Annotated in this window: 10 protein-coding genes and 1 pseudogene; 5 read left to right on the forward strand and 6 right to left on the reverse strand. The window is 42.9% G+C overall.

Going from position 1 to position 14,891, the window contains the following annotated elements:
- Positions 1 to 2 precede the first annotated feature (2 nt).
- Positions 3 to 212, reverse strand: a pseudogene (locus Nant_RS21030) (HipA domain-containing protein); the annotation flags it as partial.
- Between the two features lie 46 nt (positions 213 to 258).
- Complete coding sequence (locus Nant_RS10605) at positions 259 to 2,157, reverse strand: RNB domain-containing ribonuclease (protein WP_054341623.1); 1,899 nt, start codon at positions 2,155 to 2,157, stop codon at positions 259 to 261.
- Positions 2,158 to 3,054: 897 nt separating this feature from the next.
- Here Nant_RS10605 and Nant_RS10610 point away from each other — a divergent pair.
- Both Nant_RS10610 and Nant_RS10615 read left to right on the forward strand, forming a co-directional pair.
- On the forward strand, positions 3,055 to 3,672 hold the full coding sequence (locus Nant_RS10610) for a DUF2971 domain-containing protein (protein ID WP_054341624.1): 618 nt from the start codon (positions 3,055 to 3,057) through the stop codon (positions 3,670 to 3,672).
- A 98-nt stretch (positions 3,673 to 3,770) separates the two neighbouring features.
- Positions 3,771 to 4,511, forward strand: coding sequence for a DUF3800 domain-containing protein (locus Nant_RS10615; protein WP_054341625.1), 741 nt, complete (start codon positions 3,771 to 3,773; stop codon positions 4,509 to 4,511).
- A gap of 1,403 nt (positions 4,512 to 5,914) precedes the next feature.
- Here the strand turns inward: Nant_RS10615 and Nant_RS21300 are convergent.
- On the reverse strand, positions 5,915 to 6,064 hold the full coding sequence (locus Nant_RS21300) for a hypothetical protein (protein WP_156298829.1): 150 nt from the start codon (positions 6,062 to 6,064) through the stop codon (positions 5,915 to 5,917).
- Positions 6,065 to 6,941: 877 nt separating this feature from the next.
- On the opposite strand from Nant_RS21300, the gene Nant_RS21305 reads away from it, so the two are divergent.
- A complete protein-coding gene (locus Nant_RS21305; RefSeq protein ID WP_156298830.1) occupies positions 6,942 to 7,109 on the forward strand; it encodes a hypothetical protein in 168 nt (55 codons plus the stop codon).
- Positions 7,110 to 7,131: 22 nt separating this feature from the next.
- Here Nant_RS21305 and Nant_RS10620 read toward each other — a convergent pair whose 3' ends face one another.
- The 3 genes from Nant_RS10620 to Nant_RS10630 all read right to left on the reverse strand — a co-directional run bounded on the left by Nant_RS10620 (position 7,132) and on the right by Nant_RS10630 (position 10,228).
- On the reverse strand, positions 7,132 to 8,439 hold the full coding sequence (locus Nant_RS10620; protein WP_238377118.1) for a tyrosine-type recombinase/integrase: 1,308 nt from the start codon (positions 8,437 to 8,439) through the stop codon (positions 7,132 to 7,134).
- A 108-nt stretch (positions 8,440 to 8,547) separates the two neighbouring features.
- Entirely contained in the window at positions 8,548 to 9,504 is a 957-nt protein-coding gene (gene rho, locus Nant_RS10625; RefSeq protein WP_054341626.1) for a transcription termination factor Rho, read from the reverse strand.
- 40 nt (positions 9,505 to 9,544) lie between these two features.
- Positions 9,545 to 10,228, reverse strand: a complete 684-nt coding sequence (locus Nant_RS10630) for a substrate-binding periplasmic protein (protein WP_238377119.1) — start codon at positions 10,226 to 10,228, stop codon at positions 9,545 to 9,547.
- A gap of 199 nt (positions 10,229 to 10,427) precedes the next feature.
- Between Nant_RS10630 and Nant_RS10635 the strand changes: the two genes are divergently transcribed.
- Both Nant_RS10635 and Nant_RS10640 read left to right on the forward strand, forming a co-directional pair.
- Entirely contained in the window at positions 10,428 to 13,796 is a 3,369-nt protein-coding gene (locus Nant_RS10635; protein ID WP_054341627.1) for an AraC family transcriptional regulator, read from the forward strand.
- Between the two features lie 44 nt (positions 13,797 to 13,840).
- Positions 13,841 to 14,878 (forward strand): response regulator, encoded by a 1,038-nt coding sequence (locus Nant_RS10640; RefSeq protein ID WP_054341628.1) that lies wholly within the window; start codon positions 13,841 to 13,843, stop codon positions 14,876 to 14,878.
- Positions 14,879 to 14,891: the final 13 nt, after the last annotated feature.

The following is a 14,891-nucleotide window of genomic DNA, read 5'->3' on the forward strand; positions in this document are numbered from 1 at the left end:
TTTCAGTTCAGACAAGGAGGATCGAATTCCTTTGTTTTAGCGAGATTGAGCGCGTACTGGGTTTCGTTTTCGATATAGACGTTGGTTGTTACGATATCGTAAGCAGGAGAAAGCCGTGGTGTGATCTTATCGGTGTATAGAAAGCTCCAGTTAAGGTGCGCATCGCCATTCGCCAAGAGAATATTCACCAGTAATCGTCTTGCGAGCTGTTGGGCGTCGGCAAGTCCGTCGCCGCTTCGCCCCGGTTATCTCAATGCGTTAATTAACTACACGAAAAAATGCCCGTAGTTCTGGAATGTTCACAGATTCCACTTGTACTGTTACCGATTGATCTAATTCAGTATTATCCTGACGTTGTAACTTAGGCTCTATAGCAAGGTCTGGCAAAATAAGCGTAGTCTTTCGCTCATCGTGCATAACGACGACTGCTTCTCCTTGCCAATTACCATTGCCTTCGCCTTGCTTCGTTTTATATTGATTAAGGTAGAGCATGGTCCAATGCTGATTAGAATTACGTTCAGCTTTACGTGCTGCAAATGATGCTTCATCCGCCAGACCGATTCTTTCTACAAGCTCCTCGTGGCCCAGCAGAGGACGTTGTGGTTGTTGTGAATGCTGCGTTAAAAATGCCCTGAGCTGTTGGTGCACGATTAAATCCAGATAGCGTCTGATAGGGCTGGTTACCCGTGTATAAATTGGCAGTCCAAGCCCGAAGTGTGCAGCCGGTTCTGTGGTATGCCGGGATGCCTTAAAACAACGCCGGTAGGCATAATGCTCGGACATTTTTTGCGGATGCTGAATTTCTATGGGTTCGGGTTGATAGGCATAGGGAATCGGGATGTTATTTTTATGCGCAAATAATGCCACGGCTTCACCCGCCGCCAGCATCGCCTCTGTGACTATCTTACGACTTCCACCTTGCTTAAAAGGACGTATCGAAATTTCTCCATTATCGACACGGATGTTTACCTCGGGTAAATCCAGCATGGCGGCGTTATTATTGATTCGGCGTTGATGAAAACGATCTGTCACTGATTTTAATGCAATAAATGTGCTGTCCAACGCCTTGTCGGCATCGTCGTAGGTGGTTCGGGTAACGTGAAGTAATGAAAAACAGAGTTCTATATCTTCTAATTCTCCATTTTCTCCAATAGTAAAGCCAATCGAGAGAGCATTGCTTTGTTCTTGCAAGCCAAGTCCAAGTTGCTGTGTGATGCCTGACGGCAACATATGAATGGTCTGATCAGGCAAATATACGTTGGTGCCACGAGAACGCGCTTCAATATCCAACTCAGAATCTGGAATTACCAGTGAGGAAACATCAGCGATATGTACCCATAAACGGTTTCCTTCCAATGAGATTGCGTCATCAGGATCTTGATTGCCGACATCATCAATCGCCCACGCCTGTAAGTGTTGCAGATCACGTCGACTGGTTTCAACTGCCTCAGGAATGGCTATCTCAGGATTACTCATGGTGACCCCCATGCGACGCGGCCAAGGGTTGTATTCTTGTGGCCAATAACCGAGTTTAATTAACAGCGCATGCGCGGCTTCTTTGGTCTCTTGAATACCCGCTGCTTTTAAGATTCGGCTATTTTCCCGCTCACCACAGGCTAGTTGTTCAACCTCAATAAGCTGGGGGTAATCTGTTTCTTCAATGCGACCATTGCTTATGCGCTTGATCAATGCATCCCAGGCTTCTTGCTGTTGAATCCGCGACTCTCGTTTTTCTTTCTCAGCAGCGATGAGTTCTTGCGGCCGAGCCTTTATAAGATCCTGTCCAGCATCTTTCGCGTTTTCATCAGCAAGCAGTTCAAAATAAAGGCCATCCATCACCAGCATCCAGCTAGACCATGCGCTTTGCGGAGAAAATTCCCCGTATAGAAAATCAGATAATTCACTCAGGGAGACCGCTTCTTCTTCGAGTAATTCCAATGTTTCACTTAAGGTTTCAGGAGGATCAGGCAACTCAATATCGAGAGTAGAAATATCGCTTACCGGACCAGGGTGTAACAGTTTGATGTCTTTATCACGCACCCGTTTGGTTGTTTTTAAGATTGAAATTTCAATCTTGTCATCTTTATCACCAACGGCATTTACTCTTGCCGCTTTACTTTTATAGTAAACCAATGCGCCTATTTTAAACTCTGACATACGTAATACTGACACTTTTTATAAAGAAGATGATATAAACATACCCCTCCAGTTTTTGCCACTTTTAGTACTTTTATTACATTCTTTATAGATCAAGAATAGCCACTGAGTATTGTTGATTCTGATGTAATAAAATAAGAGCTAATGAAGACACCCGCCGGCTTTCTAGGCACCTTTTCGTAAACAGTGTTCAAAAAGGGGAGGATTACCCTTTGGCCTCTGTATATGGAACAATATTCCCGTTTCTAGGTGAGCTTTCAGGTTGGGATGGTTTGGGTGGTGTTCTCGGGAGAACTGGGGCGCAATTTACGGCATTGGCAGTTTCCATTCTCATCTTTGTAAGCATGTGCAAGAGTGATGCGACTGCACAAAAAAGTGCGTGATTTTGAGGCTTATGAAAAATCTACAAATGAACTCATCCAAGAGCTGGAAAAAGACCACGTTTAATCAGGTAGCCGAGGGGCTTTAACCCTAGCCGTAAATTGTCATCATTGATTAACCGGCATAACGTTAAATCAATCGTATGAAAGTACTCTGCGCCCTTTATTTTATAAAATAGAGGGCTTGATCCAGTATAAATATGCCGTTATTGTTCTACGACTATAGCGCCTAACCAGCATGTACTCGCGGATAGACCGAAGGAATTGGGAGTGAGTCATTGAGCAGTCTTTTCTCAAAATCTGTTTATTTACATCGTTTAATTTTTATTAATAAAGAGAATGAAAATTTCCGCTTATTCTTTCCCTATTAATTTTTGGAGATAGTTCTGTGCATATTATTCTTTATAAATATCAGGTTATTATACTTCATGAAAAATCATTCGCAGAATTATAAGGATTCCTGATAATAATTATTCTCAGGACGCATTCCTCAAAAGCAGGTTGTTAGGCAGACAAAATGATCGAGCTATTTAAGTACCTCTCTTTTAAAGAAGATAATTCTCTTGAATACCGAGAGCAGTTGATCGCTGAGCGCATACTCTACTTCAACGAAGCCCATCGCTTCAATGACCCACTTGATTGTCATATTGCTAATTGGGAGGGGGCGCAGAGTTATTTAAAACCAGCTCGTTTTTTTTGTCTCGCTATGGTGACACGAAATGATAATTTGATGTTCGCGCACTACGGGGATGAGCATCGCGGTATTCGATTGAAATTTTCTGCGGACGAAGATCAGCCAATATCCGATTGTAGTGTATTGGCTTTAGGTAAACCTGTAGTTTATAAACACGAAATACCTGTATTCGAACCTTCAAGAGCGCATGACCTTTATTATCTCAAGTCTGTTTCTTGGGGATATGAGCAAGAATATAGAATACTCGCTTTAGAAAACACTGAGCTACAGTACCGTGAAAGTGAATTGGTTGAGGTAGCCTTGGGAGCACGATTCAATATGGCCTTGTTGCCTAAACTCGAAAGATGGATTGCGAAAGGTGAACATCAGAACGTTAAGATTGTCAAAGCCGTGCCAAGCAAGAACTTTCTTGAGTTTGAGTATGTGCCCGTTAATGCCTAATCAGGTAGCCGAGGGGCTCTAACCCTCAGCCCCCATGCGGATCCGCACAGAGCGTTTCACTAAAGCGTGTACCAACCCTCGTTGTAGGAATAACCAGTATGAATATATACATCGATGACTCGATACATGAGCAACATGGATTTATGTTGCTCTCGTTTGTTATTTGTAATCATGATCCACAAGATAGCTTACAAAAGATTCTATCTGAATATGACCTGAAAGAATTTCATTCCTGTGAAAAAATGAAAAATAATGCTGAAATGCAAGAAATTCGATCAAAGGTTAGATGCCACATAAACGATCAAACCAGGTGGGGAGTTTTTGTTCTACCTAGTAGCCTCAGACATGAAATATTTGAAGAGTTTTCGATATTCATATCTCACCTTGAAAGTTTAGCTCTAGATGAGCCGTTAAAAATATTCGTGGATCAAGGAATTATTAGCGATACAGAGGCCGACTTAATTTCCAGTAAAAGCAAAGTATCACAGCTCTATAACTGTGACTCTTCAGAAGTAAACGGTATACAACTCGCAGATCTAGTAGCTGCATTGTGTGGCGTACGTTTAAGAGAGGAAGTTACAGGCGAACCTAAAATGCTTACCTACGGAGATGAGGATGGATATAATCCGCCAATCGAAGCTGAATTAGGGTATGAATTGTGGGCTAGCCTTAGATATTCAATGTATAGGACTGACAGTGTTCTTGGTGATGATATGCCTGAAATGGCTACTTTTAATACTATTGACCATGGCTTTTTACTTTCTAAACAAACTTCAGAATTAGTCAGAGAGAAAGCGAGTAAAATATTTGGCGAGGTTTATCTTGGCTGCATCCACTAAACTGCTTACAAGCCACAATCTTCTCACTCACTGGGTTGATAGCATAGGGTTGCTACGCTGCCAGAGGTGCTTAGCTACTACCGTATTGACGATTATTGGTTTTACCCGGTTCCACGGACAGTCAGTTAAGAGCTGTCTCTATTAGCTTGCGTTTTTTCCCTCTGGTTATAGAAAATCAAACACATCATCCTTGGCTTGTGATTTCTCCTATTTGCTCATAACGCGCTAATAGAGCAGGGGAGAATACTAGGGTGACCGATGATAGGGCAAAGAAGCCCTCCACTTTCTTAATGTGAGGCTTTGTATTTCATGAAAATATTAAAAATTAATTAAATATCAGCTAATTATGATGAATTATCGATAATTAACATAACTAAATACTCATAGCTGCGAGATGAAATTCAATAGCAACTCATAAAAGCTGTAGGGCACTCAGCTGGAAACATTGCTAGTAACCGTAAACTACGCACTTAAAGTGTTCATATACTAATTCCGTATTAAAAATACATTTATAGCAGTACATAATACATATTATTAGATTTTTAATGCATTCTAGACTAGCCCGTTACATCTAACAGTGCTTTATCCACGAAAAACCATACTTCGAAGCTCTATGTACGAAAAAATCCGTACTAAGAACGCATAGTATATTTATTAGATTTACCTAGCGACACTGAATGACGCCAAGAGAAATCCTTATGAGCCTATATCCAGTGTATCGAGTCGTGGAAAACTAGCCGCATAGACAAACGATGTCGCATTTCACACAGCAGCATTTAATCTGGAAAAACTATTCTTCGTGGCTGTCCGTAAGGAATGACTGGTATGGAATTAACGCTTCAGATCTTATAGAACGGTAGAATACCCACAAAAAACAATTCTTAGCGGTTCTCCGCACGAGTAGGCTTTTTCACCTGGAATGAGGCGCACGCTAATGATGCTGGGAGATTGGATACACAATAATGTGAGTTTCACATCGGTGGAAAGAATTGCAGGTGAAATCAAAACCTACACAAACGGGTTATCAGATATTAACAACATAACATTCAATTTAACATAATATACATTATGCGTATTTGTTATATATGAAAAATAGGCTGTAAAATTGCCGTTTCAACAACGGTAAGTGCCTACTTCAAAGTGCTCTTGAATATGGGTTTTGTACGGAGAGTCGCCAAGAATTAAGTTTTGCGGGTAATCTACCGTTCTATGAAATCTGACGTGAACATAAACTAGGCTTTACGCGGTTTAGAAACGCTCTGTTCAGGATGCTTACTAAATCCACGCAGGTATTTTGAAAGCCAGGAAACCCGCCACCATTTCTCACGGTTATCTTTGCTGAGGTTCTGTGTCCCATGGTTTTTGTCTTTACATAGGCTCAATATATATTCATCTCCGGGTATCTATGATTCAGCGTCGTCACGCAGATCGATAAAACATACCGAACGTTTCTTTTTGCGTGCTTGGTACGGAGAGTTTCGAAGAATACTTTTTCGCGGATAAAGTACCGCCAGGTGTAACGTCCATGCTATGTCATCTGGCTTGTTAGCCATTACGTATTGTGAATTCCACAGCAAGCATAAACGGTTTTGCCAACGTTTGGAGAAGCTCCAAGCAGCATCCTGGCTGAGCTGTAGCTAATATATCACTGCATGAAAATTGATAATCATTGCTTGTACAGTGATGGAGTTGTAAATATGGCGCTGATTTTTATTTTGGTATGTGGTTTTAGTATTGTTGTAAACGGAGTGTTTGAGCATTGCGGTCAGTGATCATGAGTACGCTTAAATATGATGGGTTGCCGATAATGCTATTTATCGGCATAGCTATAATAGTCCTGAACGCTGGTGAAAATATTCAGATTATTTTCGTAAGGAGAGCTTCGAAGAATACTTTTTCACGGATAAAGTACCGCTACATATAACGCACATACATGGATTATTGGTTTGTTCTTTAATAAAGCCACGCATTTAATCTGTTACAAAGTAATTGATATGTATTTTGTATCGCATTAAATGTACTTTTAATACATTACAGGGCTTGTATACGGTCTGATGTTATCTACTAGGATGGCTATTATTTAAGGTGTGTGTTTTATGGTTACTGCTAATGGCGCTACCTGAGTGACTAACAGCTATTTGAAGTTGTCTGTTGAAGTTTATTTTATGTCTTTTGGTTATGTGCTTATGTTGGTTGTTAATAAATAGCTATAACTTATTGATAATAATATAATTTACTATTATTAGCTGTCAAAAAACCATTAACCCTTATTTTAACAACCTGGCCACTTTTCTGATCGTCCTGCCCTGCTCTATTCGCCCGTTGCGGGCCCGGAATAAGATCAAGCGGCCGCTTTGAATGGGCAATCTAATATATGGCAATTTACAGGGAAGCATCTAAAATAAAATTTTCTAATCAAGGAGCGATTAAATGGGAATTCAAGACAGAGAGTGGTATCGCGAGGCACAAAAAGGAAAGCAACGCAGAGGCCAGTGGAACGGCAATAACCAGAACAGTCCGCTCAACAAGACCACCCTTCTATATCTTTCGTTAAGCATCACTGATGCGAAACGTATGGCCGGTTTTAATGCCGGCTAATCGGACTCACTCCTGATAAGAATTATTCCTTATAAGATTCCGCTAAATGATCGATTGGTTTTGTTGCAGCGGATTCGTGTCGCTCAACTCGCGTGGTATGTAAATACTGTGAAGTGGTATCGATACTGTCATGCCCTGCATCTGCTTGTACATGCGATAACGGACGACCATTAATGTTGATGTCATGTGAGATTCCCGTATGACGCATACTGTGTGGTGTCATTTGTCTCATTTCAATGGCGTCATGATCAAAGCCTTCGTTATGAGCAGCATCAGCCGCCAGGCTAAATACGGAATTGATTTGTTCGCGTAACTGTCTAATTCCTAAGTTAGCATTTAATAAACCTACTTCGCGGCCACGACCTGCAGCGCGATGTCGTACAAACAGAGGCGTAGTTTCATTGGGTGCCGGCAATGAACTTAATCCCAAAAAGAGCCTGTATCGCTTTAATGCTTTGAGTAAATCATTTGATACGGCGACGGTTCTTTTTTTACCTCCTTTACTGCGAGGAATGTTAAATCCCCAGACGGCGGTTTTTGAATCTCTACGGAATTGACCCATGACCGGTGAAAACCCCGGACGTGCCGCCGCTTCGGAAATACGTAAGTAACAGCTATACATTAAACCCATCAGAAATAAGGTTCGTTCATGCGTTTCAGGATCTGATTGCGCAAGTTTTGTACTCGTTGAGATAACATAAGACCACTGTAATGGGGTAAACGAGCGAACTTCTTCATCGTCCTCATGCATCACTATATTTTGCGAAATCGATTTGAAACGTCCATTTTTCATTAGCATCATCGCTGGATTGCGTTCGGTATATTCCTCGTTGATCAGGTAGCTGAAAAAGGCCGATAAAATAGCTAACTTGGTTTTCAGTGCTTTATCTGTGATTTTATAGGGCTGCTCGATGCCTTCCTTTTTTTTGCCGAGAAATGGTCGCCAATCAGGGTTTGGAACCCGTTCATCTATGTCTTTATTGACCACGAACTGCGCTACATTACGATAGGCAATCAAATGCATCGGTGGCTTCATGCAGTAATCGATATAACGCAGTAATACTCGCCGCGTGATATCAGAGACTGAGACTCCTTCTTCAATAAAGGTCCAATACAGAAACGTGGTTAGCTCGCTACGGTAGGTTTTGTAATTATTTTCGCTAAGTCGATGTTCAAGTAACCAGTCCACGGCGTGCTCATAAATCAGTGCAGCGTCACTGACCTGATTCATTGTGACATTGGCAATGTGTTGATTAATGGTAGGATTTCCATCTTCAATATGAATGACGGCATCAAATAAAGGTAACGCAGGCGGTAGACTTAGCATCATTTTTACACTAAATTAATTTACGTTAGTATAGCAAAAACAATATGTTATAAGCCAATACCGATAAACAACATTATCGGTATTGATGGGTAGTATTTCAGTGCTTAAGCGTTAGGTTGGTGAAAAAGCCTTCAACAGCTCGGCATTGGTTGGGTATTCTTTTAATAGATCAACCAGTTTTTGGGTACCCTCTATCGGCTTAAGATCAGTAAGTGACCTTCGCAACGCTATTATCTTTTCGATATCTTTAGCATCAAGAAGTAGCTCTTCACGGCGCGTGCTACTTTTAGCAATATCCAACGCAGGAAAAATCCGATGACTGGCGACCTCTCGGGATAAAACGATCTCCATATTACCGGTGCCTTTAAACTCCTCAAATATCACCTGATCCATCCGACTTCCGGTATCCACAAGTATGGTCGCCAGAATCGTAAGCGACCCACCGTTCTCTATATTTCTGGCAGCACCAAATAGTTTTCGTGGTATTTCCAAGCCTCTGGCGTCAATCCCACCCGACATGGTTCTACCGCTACTTTTTCGCTCTGCATTATGTACTCGTGAGAGCCTTGTGAGAGAATCGATAACAATCATCACATCATGACCTTCCCCTGCTTCCTTGCGGGCAGTTTCAAGCAGTTTATCGGCTACACGTACGTGCTGAGCATAGCTTTCATCCGAGGATGAGGCATGTACTTCTGCCGACACGCTACGCTTAAAATCAGTTACTTCTTCTGGTCGTTCATCAATGAGTAGCGCATAAAGCTTTATCTCGGGATAAGCTTTACCCACCGCCTGACAAATATATTTTAACAAGGTCGTTTTGCCCGAGCCCGGTGGAGCAACAATCAAACCTCTCTGCCCCCTGCCTATTGGTGTGATCAAATCCATCGCTCGCATGGAAATTTGTTCAGATCCGGATTCCAAACGAATGCACGGAGCAGGGTGGATGGCTACGCCATTTAAAAAACGCTTTTGCGGGTCATCAGGAAACATATTTTCAACTTCCTCACCTGCAGGTTTAGCGTCTTTATCTTTTTTTACTTTCAAACTTAATATTTTTCTCGTCATAATATCGATTTATAGCCTTGGACAATTAAGTGTAGGGGGCTTATTCAGGCCCACACAGGTATTTGCATACCAGATTTTCTAAAGCACCCTCTTGTTCTAAGCGCGCTATGCTTGCGCTCATAGGTACCAGGAGTTCTTTTTTACGAATATGAAGCCGAAATGATACGGGATTGCTGGCATAGGGTAATGATGTTTCATAATTGAGATTTTGTTCGCGTTGATAATGCAGAGCGACGGCTTCTTTCATTAATCCGATGTTGTTCCAGCCCCGATGGACGCGCTGTGCAATTTGCCATTCATTGGTAAAGTCTTCTCTTGTTAGATTATCAGGTACGGTGGTTCCGCGCACTGTCGCAACACGCTGACCGGCCAGGTCTTTAAGAATGAAAACAGGAAAAGACAATTCGGGTCGATAGATAATAACTTCATTTACGACACTGAAGGGACGACTAAACAACGAGACTTTCTTTAGCTCAGGTTTGTCGTTAACGTTATCAGACACACCCATTTCAATATCTATCTTACCTGTTTCGAAATGTCGTCGTAATCGCGCCTGTGACAACGGTAAAAATTCTAATGTCAGATTAAGATCAGTCGCTACGAGTCGCAATGTGTCTGGGTAAATGCCCCGGTACTGCCCTGCTTCATCTTGCCAAAAAAATGGAATCTGACCTGGAATGGGAATACCTACACGCAGAACATCTGCGAAACACGGACCACTCATACTGATGACAGCTAACATGATAATTGATAAGAAGACCCAACGCAGACCGGACAATAAACGCTTAGATACAGATTTTGAACAGCGATATTGATTGGTGATGGCACATAAGGACATATTTTTTAAAACTCTATGTTAATCTTATGACCATACCACCCATAACGACCCAAACAAACACTCTTTTTATGTCAGTATTGCCTATATGTCGGTTATAACCGCGTCTGCGAAATTATTAGAGCCTGTCTTGCAGCTGGCCCAGCACTATCGTTTGGAGCCCTCACAGATATTCAATAGCGCCGCCCTTTCGCACGCTGATTTCACCAAACCAGGCGCGCGTTTTCCAGCGACACATTTTAACGATGTTCTGCATACCTTAGCTGAGGCGGCTGATAATCCTCGTATTGCATTAAACCTTGGCGAAGCCACACAACCGCGGATCTTGGGTTCTATCGGTTTTATGATGTCTACAGCGCCAACGTTGGGTAAAGCCTACCAGACGCTGATTGATTATTTGCCTCTTCTTTTTGAAGGAGCTGTTCTACAAATGGAACAGACGGTTGAGGGCACCTTACTTACATTAGAACTTAATGAACCAAATTTGCAGCCTATCGAGTACTTCCTGGCCTGTCTGGTCAACTGGCCACGATGGCTGACAGGGCAACAGATCCCCGCCAGTGTTGTGTATTTGTCTTTTCCTGAGCCCGAAAACATACAGACTTATCAGCGATTCTTTGCCGCTGAAGTTCAATTTGATGCGCCACGCAATCAATTACTACTGGCCAGTGACTATCTCACACTAAGTTGTATCGACGCGAATCCTGAAATGCACCAGTTGCATCGAGAGTTTGCTGATTCATTATTAAGTAAATCTAATCAACAAAGCGCCCTGGTGGCTCAAACACGCAATCTTATTCGACGTCAGCTGAGCGAAGGCGGAGGTACAGTGCGGCGTGAACAGATTGCCGATACGCTAGGGCTTAGCTTACGTACTCTTCAGCGAAAACTGGGCGTATTGGGTACCAATTTTCAAGATGTGTACGATCATACCCGTCGTGAAGTAGGCTTACAGCTTATCCAGAGGGGCCAATTAAGTTTTGGAGAAATTGCTTTTCAGCTGGGATTTTCTAATCAATCCGCTTTTCAAAAAGCATTCAAACGCTGGATGGGTGTTGCCCCTAGCGCGTATCGACAGCAGATTAAACCTGTTGTTTTTTCTGATCCGGTTACGCTTCCCGACCTCAAACAACCCAGCAATGCATGGCTTGCAGGCGACAACGCGACACAACTCATCGAACAAAAAATAGGCTCGCTTAACAGTTTTAGTCTTGAATTGCTGGAATGCGCGGCACTTCTATGTTCTAAAACAAGTTCTGACATAAGTTCTAACAAAAGCACGCACGTAAGCAGTGAATCGGGTCATCAGTTTGATCTGACTGAATTGAGTCTTGTAACAGACAATCCCGTCGCGCGGGTTGCTATTCATCTTTGGTCAGCGGAGGAATCTGGGCTGATTGCTACCGCCATTAAAAAATCAAGCGTAACTGTTACTGCAATAAACCACGATATTAAAGATGATCAAGCTGGTTATTTCTTTACAGATACGGCGGTTCTCAATGCGCTTAATCAGCGGATGAGTGATGCTGAAAAAACGCAGCGGCATACGTTGATTGGCCTTGCGATGTTAAGAACTTTACCATTAAAAACCTTACCGCTAAAAACATTAGCCCATCCGCTTTCGGTTTCTAAGGCACCTCTTGTTCAGACAACTATTGCTCAGCCAACGCTTATTCACACAATACTTACTCAGCCAACGCTCGCTGAAATCACACCTGCCCTTTTCCATCTTAATCTTGCGCTATCACTAGCGGATGCAGAGGAGGCGTCATCGCTTCTTGCCTCTATCAATCTGAGCATCCACTCTTACCTTAAAACTAACTTACACCTATTAAATATGATGGCTGCCGATCAAGCTGAACAGCAGCATGACTACCAAAGCGCAGATGTTTTTCTGACCGAAGCCGGACGACACTTGAATGATTCAGAGTTGTCCCTGAAAACTGATTTATTGTTGCATCGGGTACGTGTTCTGTTATTCGAGGGGGATATCGAAACAGCCGATCAGTGTTTGCAACAACTAGTAACATTCGATATGAGCATTCAGGATGCTATTAATACCGCGTTGATGAAGGCGCGTGTTTACCAGCAGCGAGGGATGTATGCACAATCATTAGACTGCCTGCTTGATAGTTGGGCGACGCTTGATCAGCCACTACCTGATGATGAGACAAAACAACTATCACAATTGCTTGTGCAGTTAACGGATATCAGCAAAGACTTTACCGCCATATCATTAGTCAATATGGCAGAGATGACGGATTCAGAGCATTTACTAAGATTGCGGCTACTGGAGCAAATAAGCCTGATAGCACGACAGCAGAGCCAACCTCTGTTAGCCGCATGCGCCATTGGACGAATGACAGAATTGAGTTTGCAGAATGGCCTTAGTCCTCTAACCGCCTTCGCTTTTGTAAGCTATGCATGGGTGTCCTCTTGGTTTTCTGCCGACTATGCGCTGGCGCGAACGTTCTCTGCTCAGGGAATGCAGTTAGCTTGTCAGCTTGACGGGATAACGCATACTGATAACCTGTCTGCTAAAACGCCGCAAGGCGATAGTGCTATAAGTGCAACGCTATTACAAAGTAGCCAGGTGCAGCATTGGTTTGCGCCGCTTGATAGTGCCGTTAAACAATTAGTGCAGGTCGATAAGTTAGCGACGGAGCATAGCCAGTGGCTTATTCAGAGTGAGTGTCGACTCCTTAAGCACCAGTTGTTATTTTTATCGCCAACCCCCTTAGGCGAACAATTATTGCTGTGCCGAGAAGATCACCAGCAGATGCTTGAGCAGACACCGTTTCACGCTGAACGTTTACAGGACTCAACATTAATATTACTTGAGCAATTGCGTGGCGAGCATTTATTCCCTACCCAGGTGAATTATTCCAACGGTTGGCAAGCCGTCAGTACGATTATTGGTGCGCTCTTGTTAGATCAGCAGCCTATCTGGCCTGAGCTGTATTTGTGGGAAGCATTATTGGAGAATGAATTAGCCGGTTATTTTTGTGTCAGTGAAGCGCTGTTTTGTACGGCTATGATGCGCTTGATTCATGCACAGCAACAACATGTCATCGGTCGTTTTCGACGAATAGAAATTGATCAAATTGAATCACGAATGGAGCTGTGGGCCCACCACTGCCCTGATAATTTCAAGGGACAATTAGTGCTTCTGCAGGCAGAAAAATCACGCTTACTCGAACATGAGCAACGCGCTATCAAGAGCACTTATCAGGCTCCTGATTTACTCTTTGAAGAGGCGATTCAGTTAGCAGAAAAAAACGATTTTGGTTATCACAAAGCGCTTTGCTATGAACGTTATAGTGATTATCTGGTTACCAAAAAACAATTAAGTCTGGCTCGATTCTGTTTAAATGAGGCCTGCTCGCTTTATCAGCACTGGGGTGCCAGTGCAAAAGTAAAACAACTGGAACATAGGCAGGTTTTGCTGGCAAAATAGCACGTTTATTAAATCTCATAATAATGAAGAGTGATTACTCAGTTATGGTTCCATGGAAAGTACTGGTTGTTGATGACGAAGAAGGTATTCACGGTATTACCCGGATGATTTTCCGAGGTTATGAGTTTGAACAGCGCCCAATAGAGTTGATTAGTGCCATGAGTGGCGCGCAGGCACGTGATCTATTAATTCAACATCCCGATATTGCGCTGGCGCTGCTGGATGTGGTGATGGAAACCGACAATGAAGGATTGCAGTTAGTTGAGCATATTCGTAATGAGCTGAATAACCATGATCTGCGTATTATCCTGCGCACTGGTCACCCTGGTTATGCGCCTGAGGCGCAGGTGATTGTTAATTACGATATTAATGACTACCTCAGTAAAGCTGAGTTGTCTGCGTCGCGTTTACTAACGTCGGTTGTGGTTGGTTTACGCTCGTATCGTGATATTAAAACTGCCCGTATTCAACCGATAAGCGACAACGATTCCTTGTATTCAGATCATCAGATCACAGCCGAACAGCTGTATCAGCAAATGACGCCTATCCTGAAACAGAGTCAGCGTTTACAACAGTTTGAACTGAATCCTGTGGCACAGGACATTACCCTTAATCTACATGCCCAGCATCAACGCTTACAAAACAGTATTGGTTTGCTGCACACAACAGAATTGCCTTTTCAGCCCACGCAGATCGATCCCGTTACTTTATTAAATAACACGCTCCAAATTTTCTTACCGCAAAGCCGTCGTGATGGCTGGCTATTAGATTATCGTCTGGACAGCGCCCTGCCCGCGCAATGGCGAACTGATGCTAATCGACTTAAGCAGTTATTGATCAGCGCGGTAGAGTTGGTGATTTTGTCGGCCGATGGACATGATCTTAAACTAACGTTACAACCTGCACAGCAAGCAGGACATCTGCTGTTGAGCATAAAACAAAACAGTGGGTTGCCTATCTTTACTGCCACTCACTGGTCACATCTGCTACAGCAACATATACGACGTTTGAGTGATCAACTTCAGGGGCAATTATTAGAGAGGGATGAGAGCGGCGCGGTTCATTGCATACTGCCGTTCTAGTCTAAAAAAAACA

The organism is Neptunomonas antarctica (genome assembly GCF_001305295.1).
Taxonomy (GTDB): Bacteria; Pseudomonadota; Gammaproteobacteria; order Pseudomonadales; family Balneatricaceae; genus Neptunomonas; species Neptunomonas antarctica.

What these genes read in the sequence shown, in the direction of transcription:
- Nant_RS10610 (WP_054341624.1), top strand. Translation starts at nt 3,055, where the DNA reads ATGATCGAGCTATTTAAGTACCTCTCTTTTAAAGAAGATAATTCTCTT.
- Nant_RS21300 (WP_156298829.1), bottom strand. Translation starts at nt 6,064, where the DNA reads ATGGCTAACAAGCCAGATGACATAGCATGGACGTTACACCTGGCGGTA.
- Nant_RS10635 (WP_054341627.1), top strand. Translation starts at nt 10,428, where the DNA reads ATGTCGGTTATAACCGCGTCTGCGAAATTATTAGAGCCTGTCTTGCAG.
- Nant_RS10620 (WP_238377118.1), bottom strand. Translation starts at nt 8,439, where the DNA reads ATGATGCTAAGTCTACCGCCTGCGTTACCTTTATTTGATGCCGTCATT.
- Nant_RS21305 (WP_156298830.1), top strand. Translation starts at nt 6,942, where the DNA reads ATGGGAATTCAAGACAGAGAGTGGTATCGCGAGGCACAAAAAGGAAAG.
- Nant_RS10640 (WP_054341628.1), top strand. Translation starts at nt 13,841, where the DNA reads ATGGTTCCATGGAAAGTACTGGTTGTTGATGACGAAGAAGGTATTCAC.
- Nant_RS10630 (WP_238377119.1), bottom strand. Translation starts at nt 10,228, where the DNA reads ATGAGTGGTCCGTGTTTCGCAGATGTTCTGCGTGTAGGTATTCCCATT.
- Nant_RS10605 (WP_054341623.1), bottom strand. Translation starts at nt 2,157, where the DNA reads ATGTCAGAGTTTAAAATAGGCGCATTGGTTTACTATAAAAGTAAAGCG.
- Nant_RS10615 (WP_054341625.1), top strand. Translation starts at nt 3,771, where the DNA reads ATGAATATATACATCGATGACTCGATACATGAGCAACATGGATTTATG.
- rho (WP_054341626.1), bottom strand. Translation starts at nt 9,504, where the DNA reads ATGACGAGAAAAATATTAAGTTTGAAAGTAAAAAAAGATAAAGACGCT.